Here is a 15946-nt window from a genome sequence, read left to right on the forward strand (position 1 = left end):
CACTCGCCCGCCATGGACGACACCCACCCGTCGCCCGCCCGTGCGATGCCCGGCCGCCCCCCCGGCATCCGGACCGACGAGGCCGGCCTCACCGAGCGCCAGCGCCGGGTGATCGAGGTCATCCGGGATTCCGTCCAGCGCCGGGGCTACCCGCCGTCCATGCGCGAGATCGGCCAGGCCGTCGGCCTGTCCAGCACCTCCTCGGTGGCCCACCAGCTGATGGCCCTGGAGCGCAAGGGCTTCCTGCGCCGGGACCCGCACCGTCCGCGCGCCTACGAGGTCCGCGGCGTCGAGGTGGCCCGCCCCAACACCGCCGAGACGGCCGGCCGGCCGTCCACCTCCTACGTGCCGCTGGTGGGCCGGATCGCGGCCGGCGGGCCGATCCTGGCCGAGCAGACGGTCGAGGACGTCTTCCCGCTGCCCCGCCAGCTGGTCGGCGAGGGCGAGCTGTTCGCGCTCACCGTGCGCGGTGACTCGATGATCGAGGCGGCCATCTGCGACGGCGACTGGGTCACCGTGCGCCGCCAGCCGGTCGCCGAGAACGGCGACATCGTGGCCGCGATGATCGACGGCGAGGCCACCGTCAAGCGGCTCAAGCGCGAGGACGGCCGGATCTGGCTGATGCCGCACAACCCGGCGTACGAGCCGATCAACGGCGACAACGCGACCATCCTGGGCAAGGTCGTCGCGGTCCTGCGCCGCCTCTAGGCGCCCGACGAACTCCGGGCGCCCGGCCTCCCCCGCGGGGCGGCGCGCAGCGACCCGCGCGGGTCGCGGACACCGGGGAGGGGCTCCGCCGCTCACGCGGGGAGCCCCTCCGTCGTTCCGTCGGGCCCTGTGCCCGGGGCGGGACTCAGCCGCGCTTCTCCACCGGCCGCACGGGCGCCGCCGAGGCGTCGATCGCCGCCAGCGAGCGGCGCACCTGGTTGCGGTCCGTGGTGTACCAGAACTCGGGCATCGAGGAGCGGAAGAAGCCCCCGTACCGCTTGGTCTCCACCCGCGGGTCGAGCACCGCCACCACGCCCCGGTCGTCCGCCGCGCGCACCAGCCGGCCCGCGCCCTGCGCCATCAGCAGCGCCGCGTGCGTCGCAGCGACCGCCATGAAGCCGTTGCCGCCGCGCTGTTCGACGTCCTTCTGGCGGGCGCTCATCAGCGGGTCGTCCGGCCGCGGGAACGGGATCCGGTCCATCACGACCAGCTGGCAAGACGATCCGGGAACGTCCACACCCTGCCAGAGCGAGAGCGTGCCGAACAGGCAGGTGGACGCGTCCGCGGCGAAGTCCCGGATCAGCTCGCCCAGGGTGTCCTCCCCCTGGAGCAGGATCCGCTGGTCCAGCCGCTCGCGCATCGCCTCGGCGGCGGCCTGGGCGCCGCGCATCGAGGAGAACAGCCCCAGGGTCCGCCCGCCGGCCGCGCCGATCAGTTCGGCCAACTCGTCGAGCATGTCCGGCCGTTCCGGGTCGCGCCCGGGGTCGGCCAGGTGCTTGGCGACGTACAGGATGCCCTGCTTGGGGTACTTGAACGGGGAGCCGACGTCGATCCCGCGCCAGTGCGGCACCGCGTCCTCGCCGAACCCGGGGCCGGGCTCGGGGTTGTCCCCGTCCGTGCGGACGTCCGGCAGCCGCGTCTCGGGGGGCAGGCCGACGGAGGCGGCGACGCCCTTGAAGTCCCCGCCGAGCTTGAGCGTGGCCGAGGTGAGGACGACCGAGCGCTCCTTGTACAGCCCCTCGCGCAGCAGTCCGGAGACGCTCAGCGGGGCGACCCGCAGCGAGGCGGTGCCCAGCCCGTAGCGGTCGCTGCGCTCGATCCAGACCACGTCGTACTCGGAGTCCTCCAGCAGCCGCTCGGCGGTCTCGTGCAGCGTCTCGGCCGAGGCCATGGCCTGCTTGCGGACGGCGTCCTCGTCGCTGAGCCCCTTGTCCCTGGTCTCCCCCAGCGAGGTGATCACCTGGCGGGAGGCGTCCCGGATCGCGGTGACCGCGTACGCCAGGTACTCGGGCAGTTCCTCGACCCGGCCGGGCTGGGCGGTCTCCATCAGGCCGTGGTAGTTCTCGGCGGCGGCCTGCAGGGCGTCCACGGCCTTCTCGTTGGCGAGCCGGGCGGCCCGCTTCACGGCCCGGTTGACCGCACCGACGGTCAGCTCGGCGGTGGCCGCGCCGGTGACCCGGTTGACCAGCTCGTGGGCCTCGTCGACGATCAGCAGACCGTGCTCGGGCAGCACCGGCGCGCCCTCGATCGCGTCGATCGCGAGCATCGCGTGGTTGGTGACCACGACGTCCGCCAGCTTGGCCCGTTCCCGTGCCTTCTCGGCGAAGCACTCCTGCCCGTACGCGCAGCGGGTGGCGCCCAGGCATTCCTTGGAGGTGACCGCCAGCTGGGCCCAGGCCTTGTCGGAGACGCCGGGGCTGAGGTCGTCGCGATCCCCGGTGTCGGTCTCCTCGGCCCAGTCGCGCAGGCGCAGGACGTCCTGCCCGAGCTTGCCGGTGGGCCCGCCGAGCGCGTCCACCGGGTCGAACAGGCCTTCGCCCTCCTCGCTCGGAGTGCCCTCGTTGGCCCGGTGCAGGCACAGGTAGTTGGAGCGGCCCTTGAGCATCGCGAACAGCGGGCGGCGGCGCAGCGCCGGGTGCAGCGCCTCGACGGTGCGCGGCAGGTCCCGCTCCACCAGCTGACGCTGCAGCGCCAGGGTGGCGGTGGCGATCACCACGCGGTCCCCGTGGGCGAGCGCGGGCACCAGGTAGGCGAGGGACTTCCCGGTGCCGGTGCCGGCCTGGACGAGCAGGTGCTCGCCGTTGTCGACGGCGTCGGCGACGGCCTCGGCCATCCGGACCTGGCCGGGGCGCTCGACGCCGCCGACGGCCGCCACCGCGGCGTGCAGCAGGTCGGGGATCCGCGAGCGCGGGACGGCGACGGGCTCGTCGGCGTCTTCGCCGTGGTCCGCCGCGAGCTGGGATTCGGAGTCGTTCGTCATGACACTCCCACCCTACGGGGCGGGGGTGACAATCCGGTCCCGTTGCGCGGGCGGCCGCACGTCCACCTCCACCAGCGCGTTGGGCACGGTCCCGAACCGAGCGGCGTGCGGGCGGTGCGGGCGGTCCTGGTAGCCGTCGAGGAGCAGCCGGTTGCGGTTGAGGCAGAGCCGGTCGATCCGGGGCCGGAAGAGGTCGAACAGCTCGAAGCGCTCGCGCAGTTCGGGGAAGTGGTCCTGGTGGCGGCGGACCTCCGCGCGCAGCAGGGCCCAGAACTCGGCCTCGGCCAGTCCGGTCTGCGCCTCCAGCAGCGGGGCGAGGTAGCGGAAGACGCCGATGAACAGTCCGGAGTGGATGAACTGGCAGAGCCCTTGCGGGCCCTCCCGCAGCAGGACGTCGGCCACCTCGGCGGGCAGGTCGCGCAGCTCGGGGAGGTCGAGCGAGCTGAGGTTGACGTCGTCCACGAAGTCCTTGACCGCAAGCCGGGTCGGGGTGTCCCGCTCGTCGAAGACCACGATGGCGTTCTCGCCGTGCGGGGAGAAGACCAGGCCGTAGCGGTAGAGGAAGTGGAGCAGCGGCGGCAGCATCGCGGCGAACAGCCGGCCGGTCCACTCGGCGGGGGTGAGGCCGGAGCGGGAGATCAGCTCGGCGGCGAGGGCCCGCCCGTCGGAGCCGGTCTGCAGCAGGGCGGCCAGGGTGCGGGCGCGCTCGTCGTCGTCCAGGAAGGGGCCGAGCGGTTCGCGCCAGATCGCGCCGAGGAGTTCCTTGTACTGGTAGGGCGCCTCGGGCATCTCCCCGTACAGCGGGTGGTCGACGGTGACGGAGGCGACCTCGCCGAGCAGGACCACCCGGCACTCGTCGCGCAGGAACGGGTCGGCGTCGCGAAGGCCGTGCAACCAGGCGGTGACGGCGGGCGCGACGAGGGTGCGTTCGGTGGGCAGGCCGCGCCAGACCAGGGTGTTGAGGATGGACAGCGGCAGCTTGACGGTGCAGCGCTCGGGGCGGGCGGTGTTGAAGAAGGAGCGGATGGACTGCTGGGGCAGCCGTGGGTCGCCGTCGGAGGGCAGCGGGACGATCTCGCCGGAGGCGATCCAGGGCGCGAACAGCGGCAGGACCGTCTCGTCCCACTGCCAGGGGTGGACGGGCAGCAGCAGGTAGTCGTCGGCGGCCGGTCCGAGCGCGGCGCGCAGCGCGTCCACGTCGTCCAGCTCGCGGGCGTACAGCTGCTCGGGGCGGTCCAGACCGGGCACGCCGCGGTACCGGGCGAGCCGGCGGTGGACGGCGATCCAGGGCAGCGGTCGGGGGCTGCGGGCCTCGGGGGCCCAGCGGGCGGCGTCGGAGGCGGAGAAGCCGATCCGGCCCTTGTTGGGGACGATCCAGGGGTGGCCGCCCTGCCGGCCCTCCAGCGCGGTGTGGTCGAGCTCGGCGAGTTCGGCGGCGGTGAGCGCGGTGGCGAGCTGGCGGGCGTCGGCGGTCAGGGTGGCGGAGAGTTCGCGGATCAGGTGGGCGGTGGTATCGCCCCGCATCCCGAGGGTCTCCCGGGCGTAGGGGAGGAAGCGCAGCGGGTCCAGGCCGTCCGGGCGGGAGCAGCGGATCGACGCCGGCTCGACCTGCCAGCCGTCGTAGGCGCCGCGCCGGGCGGTGAAGTGGTACTCGGCCTCCGGCAGCTTCAGCAGGTACTCGCCGTCGAGGGCCCCGGGGACGGGTTTGAGCAGTTCCTCGTAGGCGAACTCGCCGAGCATCTTGGCCAGCATGGCGCGGCCGGCCCGCTGCCAGTGCCCGGCGGTGAGGTGCGGGGGCAGGTAGAGCGGCGGTTCAGCGGCCGGCTGTTGCGGCACGGGTCAGCTCCTGGGGGCGGGGGAGGACGGGGGTCTGTTCCGGGGGTGCGGACACCGGTGGTGCTTGGCCGGCCTGCGCCTGGGCGGCCGGGACGGGCGGCGCGAAGCCGGTCCAGGCGGTGCGGCCGGGCAGCCGGTGGACGGTCCGCCCGGTGACGGCGTTGAGGATCACGGCGGCCCGGTGGGCGCCGAGCCCGAGGTCGGGCGTGCCGACGCCGTGGGTGTGCAGTTCGGCGTTCTGGACGTAGAGGCCGCCGCCGAGTCCGGGCCGGGTGGCGACCCGGTGGTCGAGGTCGACCCGGTAGCGCCCGGCCTCGTCCCAGTCGATCAGGTCGGCGAGCGGTTCGAGCGCGGCCGGGCGGGCGGCCCGGTAGCCGGTGGCGAGCACCACGGCGTCGGTGCGCAGGACGTGCTCGGCGCCGGAGTCGGTGTGCCGGCAGTGCAGTTCGAGGCCGCCGCAGGGGCCGGGCCGGGCGTCGGTGACGGCGGTGCCGGGGGTGATCTCGACCGGGGCGGCGTCGATCGGGCGGCCGATCGTGCGCTCGTAGAGGTGGTCGTGGATCTCGGCGAGGGTCTCGGCGCTGGCGGCCTTGTGCAGTTGCCACTGGGCGGTGACCAGGGCGTCCCGGACGGGCCCGGGCAGGCTGTGGAAGTAGCGGGTGTAGTCGGGGGTGAAGTGCTCCAGGCCGAGCTTGGAGTACTCCATGGGCGCGAGCGCGCGGGTGCGGGTGAGCCAGCGGAGCCGGACGCCGTCGCCCTCGTGGCGGCGGAGCAGGTCGAGGAAGACCTCGGCGCCGGACTGTCCGCTGCCGATCACGGTGATGTCCCGGGCGTCCGCCAGGTTGTCCCTGCGGTCCAGGTAGTCGGCGGAGTGGAAGGCCCGCGGATGGCCGGCGAGCCCGGCGAAGGCCTCGGGCAGCACCGGCCGGGTGCCGACGCCGAGGGCGAGGTTGCGGGCCCGTACGGAGGAGCGCCGGCCGGTCGCGGTGTCGGTCAGCTCGGCCCGGTAGCAGTCGCCTTCCCGGTGCAGGGCGGTGACCTCGGTGCCGAAGCGGCAGTTGGTCAGCCGCTCGGCGGCCCAGCGGCAGTAGTGGTCGTACTCGCGGCGCGGCAGCTGGAAGCGCTCGGCGAAGTAGAACGGGAACAGCCGGTCCTGCTCGCGCAGGTAGTTGAGGAAGGACCACGGGTTGGTCGGGTCCACCAGGGAGACCAGGTCGGCGAGGAACGGCACCTGCATCCGGGCCCCGTCCACCAGCATCCCGGGGTGCCAGCGGAACTCCGGGCGCTGGTCGCAGAAGAGCGTGCGCATTCCGGGGACTGGCTCGGCGAGCGCGGCGAGCGAGAGGTTGAACGGTCCGATGCCGACGCCGAGCAGGTCGTACGGCGGCGGGGGTGCTGGGGTGTCCACGGGGTTTCCTAGGCGGGGTCGGGGTCAGGCGGACCGGGGCCCGTCGGGGTCGGACGGGCGGCGACCGGACGGGCGGCGGCCGGGATCGGACGGATCGGGGTCGGACAGTCGGAATCGGACGGATCGGACGGGCCGTGGTCAGGCGGGCCGGGCCCGGACGGTCAGGGGTGCCCGGGCGCGCACCATCAGGGCGGCGCGCTTGTCGGGCAGGTCGAGTTCGGCGGCCGCCCGGAACCCGGCCCGTTCGAAGGCCCGGACCGAGCGCCGGTTTCGGACGTCCGGTTCGGCGACGACCCGTTCGCAGGACGGTCGGCGGCGCAGGATCCGCTCCGCGAGGGCGGCCAGCAGGACGGCGCCCAGTCCCCGGCCGCGGCTGGCGGAGGGGCCGAGCAGCAGGTGGACGCCGGTGTCGTGCGGCCGGGCCGGGTAGTGCGCGGCCAGCGGGTCGAGGTCGGCGCGGTAGACCTCCCAGTAGCTCATCGGCTCGCCGTCGAGCAGGCCGAGGCAGGGAACGCTGCGGCCGTCGCCGTCGAGCTGGGTCCGCACGTGCCGGCCGGTGACCTCGGGCGGTCCGGCGAGTTCCCAGAAGGCGGCGACCTCCGGGTCGTTCATCCACCCGGCGAGCAGGTCCAGGTCGGCGGGCAGCCGGACCGGGCTGAGCCGGAACTCGCCGGCCGGGGTGGGGATCGCGCCCCACCCGGGCAGGTCGTCCAGCATCAGCCACCCGCCACCGGGTTGGGGATGTCCACGTAGACGGACTGGCTCTCGACCGGGCCGACCAGTTCGTCCATGCCGTTGATCCGGGTGAGCAGGTTGGCCTTGCAGGGCAGCGTGGGCGCGTCCAGCAGCAGCCCGGGCAGCGCCGAGCCGGTGGCGGCGGCCCGCGGTCCGGCCAGGAACCGCCGCAGTGCGGCCAGCAGCACCGTCTCGTCGGCCAGCCGCTGGGAGCCGAAGGCGCCGATCAGGCCGAGGACGTGGTTGATGCCGAGGTAGTAGGCGAAGTGGTGGTCGATCACCGGGTCGGGCAGGAAGGTGTCGCTGTCGGTGCCGAGTCCGGGCAGCCGGTCGGTGAGCCGCTCGGCGGCGCTCTCCCGGTAGTAGTAGCCCTGGTTGTCGCGGTAACGGCCGCCGCGGGGCCAGCCGGCCTCGTCCAGCAGGACGAGGCTGTTCTGCTGGTGCGCCTCCAGGGCAATACCGCCCCGGCCGTCCAGCCACAGGATGGGCAGCACGACGGCGTCCAGGTAGCGCAGGAACCATTCGGCGGCGACGGTCCGCAGCGGGCGCCCGCAGCGCGCGGCGAGGGCCCGCAGGATGTCGCCGAGCCGGGACGGCACGGTGTCGCCGGTGCCCAGCGGCTGTTCGGCGACCAGTCCGGCGACGCACAGCGCGCGCTCGTCGGGCGCGAAGGGCTGGGCGCGCAGCACCGTGTCCAGGCCGCCCGGGTCGCCGAGCGCCGGATGGTCGACGCCGATCCAGGCCGGGTCGCGGACGATGTCGAAGCCGGGGTGGGCGGCCCGCCACTCGGCGGCCAGCCCGCTCTCCAGCAGCCGGTGCATCTCCAGGCCGCGGTGCAGTTCCTTGCGCAGGTTCTCCCGGCGGGAGTTGGTGATCCGCAGGCCGAGCGAGAGCTTGAGCATCCAGGGGGTGCCGGGCCGGTAGACCGTGCGGACCGAGGAGGTGGGGTGCCAGGGCTCGCCGGCCGGGCCGAGGTCGTGCAGCAGCCCGTCGGCGAGCAGGGCGGCGACGGCCGGGCGGTGGGCGAGTTCGCGGGCCTGCCAGGGGTGCAGCGGCAGGGCGGCGGTGCCGGGCGGCAGGGCGAGGCGTCCGTCGAGCAGGCCGGCGGTGATCCCGTCGGCGCTCTCGGCGACGGCGGAGCCGACGGCGAGCAGTTCGCGGGCGACGGCGTACCAGTGGAGCTGGAAGGAGCCGTGGAGTTCGGGCGAGTAGGCGGCGCTCTGCGCCGGGCCGAGGCCGTCGCGGCTCTTCGGGGTGGGGTGCAGCGGGTGGCCGAGGAGCAGGGACTGTTCGGCGGCGAGGAAGTGCGAACGCTCGGGGCCGCCGGGCGCGGCACCGGCGCGGCGGCGGGTGAGGATCTCGGCGGTGCGGACGACGGAGTCGGCGACCCGGGCGGCGAGGTCGGCGACCTGCCCGGGGTCCGGCCGGTCGGCGGCCGCGGCGGCGAGCAGCGCGGCGGCGGTGACGGCGTCCACCGGGGCGTCGTGGGAATCCCCCGCGGCGACCTCGCCGGCCGCGAGGGTGGCCGGGCCGAACCGGTGCCAGCCGCCGGGCGACCAGTAGCGGACCGGGGCGGTGAGCCGGGCGGCGCCGCCGAGGACGGCGATCCGCAGTCGGCCGTCGGGCCCGGGCCGGGCTCCGGTCTCGCGCGTCCAGCAGCGCAACAGGGCTTCCACGGCGGCCTGTTCGGCGGCGACGGTGGGATCGTGGTGCAGCAGCGGATCGCGGTGCGGCGCCTGGTCATGGTGCGGCAGCGGGTCGCGGTGCGGCAGCGGGCCGGAGTGCGGTACCGGGTCGCGGTGCGGCAGCGGATCGGGCCCGGGCCGCTCCCCCGCGTTCGCCTCCGGGCGTTCGGGGCCCGGCGCCGTCCCCCCGCCCCGGGCCGGGGGTGCCCCCACCGCGCACTGGTCGCTCGCCGCTCTCGGCGTCGGCGCGCCCTTGGGCTCCCGAGGGGGCTCCGTGGGCTGCGGCGGTTCGGGCGGGGCTCCGGTGAGGGCGGTGCTCAAGGCTGCTCCTTGGGGCGCGTGGGGGTGCGGACGCGCGCTGGTGGTGGAGGGGGTCGGCGGGCGCTCGCACCGTCGCGTCAGGTAAGGGTTACCTATCCCTGAGGGGTGATCACAAGGACGGCTCACTCGTCCGGGTGAAGATCGGGCATTGTCCACCACGGGGGCGAAAGGCCCTGCTGCGCCGGTGAGTCGACCGGGTCCGCGTCACGGATCGGTGATCTCCGGCCGGTACCGCAACCCGGGGGGTGGGCACGGCCGTCCTCCTCCGCGGTGGAAGACTCCAGGGCGGCGGGCCGCCGCAGCACGGACCGGCCGCGCACGGACGACCCGTCACCGACCGGCCCGGAACCACGGGCCCGATGCCGGCCGGCCGACCGGGCACGGACGACCGACGACGACCCGGCACCGACCGACCCGCCACCGACCGACCCAGTACAGACCGACCCAGTACAGACCGAGCACAGGGGGAAGCGCACAGATGCCTACGATCCACCGGTCAGCCCTGGCCGCCGCCGTGGTCGCGGGAAGCCTGCTCGCCGTGAGCGCCTGCGGGCCGGACGGCCCGGCGGGCGACGGGGGAGGCAGCGCCGCGCCGCCGCCCGCCTCGGCCCCGGCGAACGGCACCGCCGGCGGAGGCGGCGTGATCGGCGGAATCACCCTCCCGTCCGGCCTGCCGACCAGCCTGCTGGAGGGCCTGCCGAGGAGCTGGGACGACCTGAAGAAGTGGAAGTTCGAGGACTGGGACAGCTGGGCGTCCAAGCACGTCTTCAACAACCCGGTGGTGAAGGACTTCTGGGACCCGGACACGATGGGCGACTCCAAGCCCGCCGACCCGGCCCCGCCCGCCGCCAAGCCCTCCCCGGTGACCCCCAGGCCCGCCACCGACGACGGCGTGACCGACCCCGAGCCGCCGGTGGTCAACGCCGTCGCGGTGCCCCGCCCGTACACCAAGCAGCCCTCCGGCAAGGTGTTCTTCTCCGCCGAGGGCGGCCGCGGCAACTGCTCGGCGACGGTGATCGCCGACCCGCAGCACCCCGGCAAGAGCAACCTGGTGTGGACGGCCGGCCACTGCGTGCACGAGGGCAAGGGCGGGAGCTTCTACAAGGACCTGGTGTTCGTGCCCGCCTACAACAACTCGGGCGCCTCCAGCGGCGGCAAGCGCGCCCCGCTGTCCGAGCTGGCCCCGCTCGGCACCTGGTGGGCCGACCAGGTCACCACCTCGCCGCAGTGGATGGTCGAGGGCGGTGGCACCGGCGACGCCGCCAACCAGTACGACTTCGCGGTCATGCGCGTGCACAATCAGAACGACACCGGCAAGTCCCTGGAGGAGACGGTCGGTTCGGCCGTCCCGGTGTGGTTCGACGCCCCGCGCGACAAGATCGGCGTGTCGGCCGTCGGCTACCCGCTGCTCAAGCCGTTCGACGGCCAGGAACTGTACAAGTGCGACGGCGGCAAGCCGACCCGGCTCTCCTTCGACGCGAAGCGGCCCTCGATGCTCACCATCGGCTGCAACATGACCCAGGGCTCCAGCGGCGGCGGCTGGTTCGCCACCATGCCCGACGGGAAGACCGCCCTGGTCAGCAACACCTCGATCGGCACCCAGGACCACACGTCGCTCAGCGGCCCGTACCTGGAGACGGTCGCCAAGCAGGCCCTGGACTGGATCTCCAGGAAGCAGTAGCCGCCACGGGGGGCGGTCGTACGGAAACACCAGCACAGCACGGGGGACGATGCAGCATGCCGAGAACCACCAACCGGGGGCGCCGGGCCGGGACGGCCGGCGCCGCACTGCTCGCCGTGACCGCCCTCGCGGCGGCGGCCTGCGGCCCGGACGGCCCCGCCAGGCCGGCCACCCCGCCCCCCGCCCTCCCCAAGTCCGCGCCCACCAGCCTGGGCGACCTGACGGGCTGGAAGCTGGAGGACTGGACGAAGTACGTCACCGAGAGCAGGTTCGCCAACGAGACGGCCCGGGGCTTCTGGTCGACCGCCCGGATGGACGCCGCCAAGCCCCGGCCCACCCCGGAGTACTCGCTCACCGCCCCGGCGGCCCCCGGCGTCGAACGGGACGCCCCGCCCGCCGCAGTCCGGGCCGAGCCGCAGCCGCACCCGTACGGCCAGGCCGCGGCCGTGGTCGGCCGGCTCTTCGTGACCACGCCGCAGGGCGACGCGGCCTGCTCCGCGACCGTGGTCTCCGACCCGGTCAACCCGGGCCGCAGCAACCTCGTCTACACCGCCGCGCACTGCCTGCACGACGGCAAGGGCGGCGGCTGGCTGAAGAACGTGGTCTTCGTGCCCGGCTTCAACCGGGACGGCCAGGCGAACCACGGCAAGCCGTACACCGACGCCCAGGCCGCCCCGTACGGCCGGTGGACGGCGGTGCGCGCGCTGGTGTCGCCGACCTGGCTCCAGGAGAGCGGCGTCGGCGCCCACAACCAGTTCGACTACGGGATCCTGCGGGTGCAGGCCGAGGGCGACTCCGGGAAGTCCCTGGAGGAGACCGTCGGCGGGTCGGTCCCGGTCTGGTTCAACGCCCCGCGCGACCAGATCACCTCGGCCGCCGCCTACGGCTACCCGGCCGAGCGGCCCTTCGACGGCATGGAGCTGGATCACTGCGACCACCCGGTCCCGCCCGCCCGGCTCTCCTTCGACCGGAGCCGCCCTCCGATGTACGTGATCGGCTGCACCATGACCGCCGGCTCCGGCGGCGGCGGGTGGTTCGTCACCAGGGACGGCAAGCCCAACCTGATCAGCGTCGGTGCGATCGGCGACCGCGGTCCGGCCGGCTACCAGGCCGGGCCCTCGCTGCAGGACCAGGCGAAGCAGGCCTTCGACTTCTTCGCCAAGAACGTCCGCTGACCCGGCCGGGGCGCCCCCGCCGGACGACCCCGGGGAGCGCCCCAGCCCGGACGACCCGCGCCGCGGACGCCCCTCACCGGCACACGGGGACGGCACCCGGGACGGCGCACGGGACGGGCCCCCGGGACCGGTGTCGGTCTCGGGGGCCCTTCGCACCGCTCGGGTGGCCTCAGCCGTGCAGGGCCACCGTGAAGTGCTCCAGCTCGGCGGCCAGCTCGGCCGGTACCTTGGCGTGCAGCAACGTGCCCTCGCCGGTGTGCTCGGTGGAGAGCAGCTCGCCCTCCGCGTGCACCCGGGAGACCAGCGCGCCCTGGGTGTAGGGCACCAGGGCCCGCACCTCGACGGCCGGTCGCGGCAGTTCGTCGTCGATGAGCTTGAGCAGCTCCTCGATGCCGGCGCCGCTGCGGGCCGACACCACGATGGCGTGCGGCTCGCGGCGCAGCAGGCGCTGCAGCACGTGCGGGTCGGCGGCGTCCGCCTTGTTGATCACCACGATCTCCGGCACGGTCTGCGCGTCGACCGAGACGATGACCTCGCGGACGGCGGCCAGCTGGGTCTCCGGCTCGGGGTGCGAGCCGTCGACCACGTGCAGGATGAGGTCCGCGTCGGCGACCTCCTCCATGGTCGAGCGGAACGCCTCGACCAGGTGGTGCGGCAGGTGCCGGACGAAGCCGACGGTGTCGGCCAGGGTGTAGACCCGCCCGCTCGGGGTCTGGGCCCGGCGCACGGTCGGGTCCAGGGTGGCGAACAGGGAGTTCTCGACCAGCACGCCCGCGCCGGTGAGCCGGTTGAGCAGGGAGGACTTGCCGGCGTTGGTGTACCCGGCGATGGCCACCGACGGCACCTGGTGGCGCCGGCGCTCCTGGCGCTTGGTGTCGCGGCCCTTCTTCATGTCGGCGATCTCCTTGCGGAGCTTCGCCATCTTCTCGCGGATCCGGCGCCGGTCGGTCTCGATCTTGGTCTCACCGGGACCACGGGTGGCCATGCCGCCGCCGGACGAGCCGGAGCCGCCACCACCCATCTGCCGGGACAGCGACTGACCCCAGCCCCGCAGTCGCGGCAGCATGTACTGCATCTGCGCGAGCGAGACCTGCGCCTTGCCCTCCCGGGACTTGGCGTGCTGGGCGAAGATGTCCAGGATCAGGGCCGTCCGGTCGACGACCTTGACCTTGACCACGTCCTCCAGGTGGATCAGCTGGCCCGGGGTGAGTTCACCGTCGCAGACGACGGTGTCGGCGCCGGTGGAGGCGACGATGTCGCGCAGCTCCTGCGCCTTTCCGGAGCCGATGTAGGTGGCCGCGTCCGGCTTGTCGCGACGCTGGATGACGCCGTCCAGCACCTCGGAGCCGGCGGTCTCGGCGAGCGCGGCGAGCTCCGCCATGGAGTTCTCCGCCTCCTCCAGCGTGCCGTCGGTCCAGACGCCGACGAGCACCACGCGCTCCAGGCGGAGCTGGCGGTACTCGACCTCGGTGACGTCCTCGAGTTCGGTGGAGAGGCCGGCGACCCGGCGCAGGGCGGCGCGCTCGCTGCGGTCGTACTGGTCGCCGTCGTAGTGGTGGCCGAGGTCCTCGTCGATGGCCGCGAGGTCCTCGTCCATGAGGGCTTCCGCCCGCTGACCGTCGAAGCGGCGCGGAGCGTCGGCGTGGTCGCGGGTGTCGAACGTGGAGGTCATTCTGTCCTTTGGCTGGCTGGTACGGGAGGCCTTCGGGGACCGCGGGGCGGTCCCTCAAGGAGTCTGCCCAGCTGCCGCCCCGGCTACCGTCCGGGCGGGGTGAGCTACCCCTCGGGTCCTCGGTGCCACCGGGGCACCTGTGCCCTGTGAACGCCGTGGACCGGCCGTGAATTCCCCATGATGGTCGCACGCCCGGCGAGGCCCGGTCATCCCCATTTCCGGTCGGACGGCCGGGCCGTGGCCGGGCGGGGCGGGGCCTGGCCACCCTCCGGAGCGTGCGGGCGGTCGACGTCGTACACCCCGGAGACCCGCAGCATCGCGCGCATCAGGCCCGGCAGGGCGGCCGGCTCGGGCAGTTCCACGGTGTAGGTGTGCCGCACCCGCGACTCCTGCGGCGGCTCGACGTCGGCCGAGACGATGCCGACGCCCGCGGCGGAGATCGCCGCGGTGAGGTCGGCCAGCAGCCGGGGGCGGTTCAGCGCCTCGGCCCGCAGGGTGACCCGGTGCCCGGCCGCCGGGGCGTCCTGGGGCTGCCAGTGCACCTCCAGCGCGGCCCGCCCGTCCGCCCGCATCCGCTCCCCGGCGGGGCAGCCGGTGCGGTGCACGGCCACCGCGCCGCCGCGGATCGGGTAGCCGGCCACCTCGTCCGGCGGGACGGGCGTGCAGCAGCGCGCCAGCCGTACGGTCGCCCCGGGCCGGCCGGCCACGGCGACCGGTGCGGACCGCCTCTCGGCGGTGCGGCGGCCGGGCGGGGCGGGCTGGGCCGCGGCCGGACCGGTGCGCACCGCCGGCAGCCGGGCCGGCGGGTCGGCCAGCCAGCGTTCGATGGCGAGCCGGGCGGCCGGGGTGCGGGCGTGCGCCAGCCATTCGGGGGCGGGGCCGGAGGGCTGTCCGCCGCCGGCCGGGAGGGTCTCGGTGAGCACCGCGACCAGGTCGCCGTCCTCCAGCACGGTGGAGAGCGCGCTGAGCCGTCCGTTGACCCGGACGCCGATACATCGGTGGCCGGTCTCCTCGCCGAGCAGGTAGGCCGCGTCCACGCAGGTGGCGCCGGCCCGCAGCTGAAGCGTTTCGCCGCTCTCGGTCACCACGGTGATCTCGCGGTCGCCGGCCAGGTCGGCGGTGAGCGTGGACCAGAAGGCGTCCGGGTCGGGCGTCTCCTGCTGCCACTCCAGCAGTCGGCTGAGCCAGCCCGGCCGGGCCGGGTCGGTGCGGTCCAGCTCGTCGGTGTCCTGGGCGGCGGCGGCCGGGGACGGGTCGCCGAGGGCGACCACCCCGGTCTCGGCGACCTCGTGCATCCGGCGGGTGCGGACCAGCACCTCGACCACCGCGCCGCCGCTCAGCGCCACGGCGGTGTGCAGCGACTGGTAGAGGTTGAACTTGGGCGCGGCCACGAAGTCCTTGAACTCCCCGGGCAGCGGCGTCCAGCAGGTGTGCAGTTCGCCGAGGACGGCGTAGCAGTCGGCGTTCTCCTCGACCACCACCAGCAGCCGCCCGAAGTCGGCCGGGCGCGGCCCCTGCGGCCGCCCGTCCGGGCCGGGCGCGCCGGACCGTTTGAGCAGGACCCGGTGCAGCGAGACGCAGTGCCGGGGACGCACGGTCACCTCGGCGGCCACCCCGGCCTCGGCGAGTTGCCGGGCCAGCTGCCGGGCGAAGGGCTCCAGCACGGTGTCGGGCGCGGCCTCGTGGCCGGCCATCAGGGTGCGGGCTCGGGCGTGCTCCTCGGGGTGCAGGGTGGCGAAGACGATGTCCTCCAGCTCCGCCTTGAGCACGTGGATGCCGAGCCGTTCGGCGAGCGGGATCAGCACGTCCCGGGTGACCTTGGCGATCCGCACCTGGCTGGCCGGCTTCATGTGCCGGATGGTGCGCATGTTGTGCAACCGGTCGGCCAGCTTGATCACCATGACCCGGACGTCGTCCCCGGTGGCGACCAGCATCTTGCGGAAGGTCTCGGCCTCGGCGGCGGCGCCGAAGTCGACCTTCTCCAGCTTCGTCACCCCGTCGACCAGGTAGGCGACTTCGGGACCGAAGCCCGCGCCGACCTGCTCCAGCGTCAACTCGGTGTCCTCGACGGTGTCGTGGAGCAGCGAGGCGACCAGGGTGGTGGTCCCGGCGCCGAGTTGGGCCAGGATCATGGTCACGGCCAGCGGGTGGGTGATGTACGGCTCACCGCTCTTGCGCTTCTGGCCGCGGTGGCTGGCCTCGGCGAGCCGGTACGCCCGGGCGAGCAGGCCGAGGTCGCCCTGCGGGTGGTGCAGGCGGTGGACCCGGACGAGCGGTTCCAGGGCGTCCGGCACGAGCGGCCGGCCGGTGGCCAGTAACGCGGCCCGGCCGGCCCGGCCGAGGGCGGCCCGGCCCAGCTCTCCGAGGGGCCTCCTGGCCCCGCCCTGCCGTACGGTCGTCGGCTGCCCCGTCAGGGACTGCCCGGCTTCGATGGTCATCGGCACCTCCGGCAACGTCGCCGGGCG

10 protein-coding genes are annotated in these 15946 nt (G+C 74.6%); 3 read left to right on the plus strand and 7 right to left on the minus strand.

Annotated elements, in window-relative coordinates:
* Positions 1-12: 12 nt before the first annotated feature.
* Positions 13-708 carry a transcriptional repressor LexA gene (lexA, locus tag AB0D10_RS21130; protein ID WP_188299320.1) on the plus strand — a complete coding sequence of 232 codons (696 nt, stop codon included), beginning with the start codon at positions 13-15 and terminating at the stop codon, positions 706-708.
* A 145-nt stretch (positions 709-853) separates the two neighbouring features.
* Here lexA and AB0D10_RS21135 read toward each other — a convergent pair whose 3' ends face one another.
* The 5 genes from AB0D10_RS21135 to AB0D10_RS21155 form a co-directional block, all read right to left on the minus strand.
* A complete protein-coding gene (locus tag AB0D10_RS21135; RefSeq protein WP_360258399.1) occupies positions 854-2968 on the minus strand; it encodes an ATP-dependent DNA helicase in 2115 nt (704 codons plus the stop codon).
* Positions 2969-2980: 12 nt separating this feature from the next.
* Positions 2981-4804, minus strand: a complete 1824-nt coding sequence (locus AB0D10_RS21140; RefSeq protein WP_360258402.1) for an IucA/IucC family siderophore biosynthesis protein — start codon at positions 4802-4804, stop codon at positions 2981-2983.
* Complete coding sequence (locus AB0D10_RS21145; protein ID WP_360258404.1) at positions 4782-6212, minus strand: SidA/IucD/PvdA family monooxygenase; 1431 nt, start codon at positions 6210-6212, stop codon at positions 4782-4784. The genes AB0D10_RS21140 and AB0D10_RS21145 overlap by 23 nt, the downstream gene beginning before the upstream one ends.
* 138 nt (positions 6213-6350) lie before the next feature.
* The gene (locus AB0D10_RS21150; protein ID WP_360258499.1) at positions 6351-7037 is read right to left on the minus strand and encodes a GNAT family N-acetyltransferase; all 687 of its coding nucleotides are present in this window, start codon (positions 7035-7037) and stop codon (positions 6351-6353) included.
* Complete coding sequence (locus tag AB0D10_RS21155) at positions 6929-8701, minus strand: IucA/IucC family protein (RefSeq protein WP_360258502.1); 1773 nt, start codon at positions 8699-8701, stop codon at positions 6929-6931. The genes AB0D10_RS21150 and AB0D10_RS21155 overlap by 109 nt, the downstream gene beginning before the upstream one ends.
* Positions 8702-9431: 730 nt before the next feature.
* Between AB0D10_RS21155 and AB0D10_RS21160 the strand changes: the two genes are divergently transcribed.
* Positions 9432-10634 carry a hypothetical protein gene (locus tag AB0D10_RS21160; protein WP_360258406.1) on the plus strand — a complete coding sequence of 401 codons (1203 nt, stop codon included), beginning with the start codon at positions 9432-9434 and terminating at the stop codon, positions 10632-10634.
* Between the two features lie 56 nt (positions 10635-10690).
* Positions 10691-11809, plus strand: coding sequence for a hypothetical protein (locus AB0D10_RS21165; protein ID WP_360258408.1), 1119 nt, complete (start codon positions 10691-10693; stop codon positions 11807-11809).
* A gap of 169 nt (positions 11810-11978) precedes the next feature.
* Here AB0D10_RS21165 and hflX read toward each other — a convergent pair whose 3' ends face one another.
* Together hflX and AB0D10_RS21175 are read right to left on the minus strand one after the other, a co-directional pair.
* A complete protein-coding gene (gene hflX / locus AB0D10_RS21170; protein ID WP_360258410.1) occupies positions 11979-13481 on the minus strand; it encodes a GTPase HflX in 1503 nt (500 codons plus the stop codon).
* Between the two features lie 206 nt (positions 13482-13687).
* Positions 13688-15919, minus strand: coding sequence for an HD domain-containing protein (locus AB0D10_RS21175; protein ID WP_360258413.1), 2232 nt, complete (start codon positions 15917-15919; stop codon positions 13688-13690).
* Positions 15920-15946 lie beyond the last annotated feature (27 nt).

The sequence above is a fragment of the Kitasatospora sp. NPDC048545 genome (assembly GCF_040651155.1).
GTDB lineage: Bacteria > Actinomycetota > Actinomycetes > Streptomycetales > Streptomycetaceae > Kitasatospora.

What these genes read in the sequence shown, in the direction of transcription:
- AB0D10_RS21165 (WP_360258408.1), top strand. Translation starts at nt 10,691, where the DNA reads ATGCCGAGAACCACCAACCGGGGGCGCCGGGCCGGGACGGCCGGCGCC.
- hflX (WP_360258410.1), bottom strand. Translation starts at nt 13,481, where the DNA reads ATGACCTCCACGTTCGACACCCGCGACCACGCCGACGCTCCGCGCCGC.
- AB0D10_RS21135 (WP_360258399.1), bottom strand. Translation starts at nt 2,968, where the DNA reads ATGACGAACGACTCCGAATCCCAGCTCGCGGCGGACCACGGCGAAGAC.
- lexA (WP_188299320.1), top strand. Translation starts at nt 13, where the DNA reads ATGGACGACACCCACCCGTCGCCCGCCCGTGCGATGCCCGGCCGCCCC.
- AB0D10_RS21160 (WP_360258406.1), top strand. Translation starts at nt 9,432, where the DNA reads ATGCCTACGATCCACCGGTCAGCCCTGGCCGCCGCCGTGGTCGCGGGA.
- AB0D10_RS21175 (WP_360258413.1), bottom strand. Translation starts at nt 15,919, where the DNA reads ATGACCATCGAAGCCGGGCAGTCCCTGACGGGGCAGCCGACGACCGTA.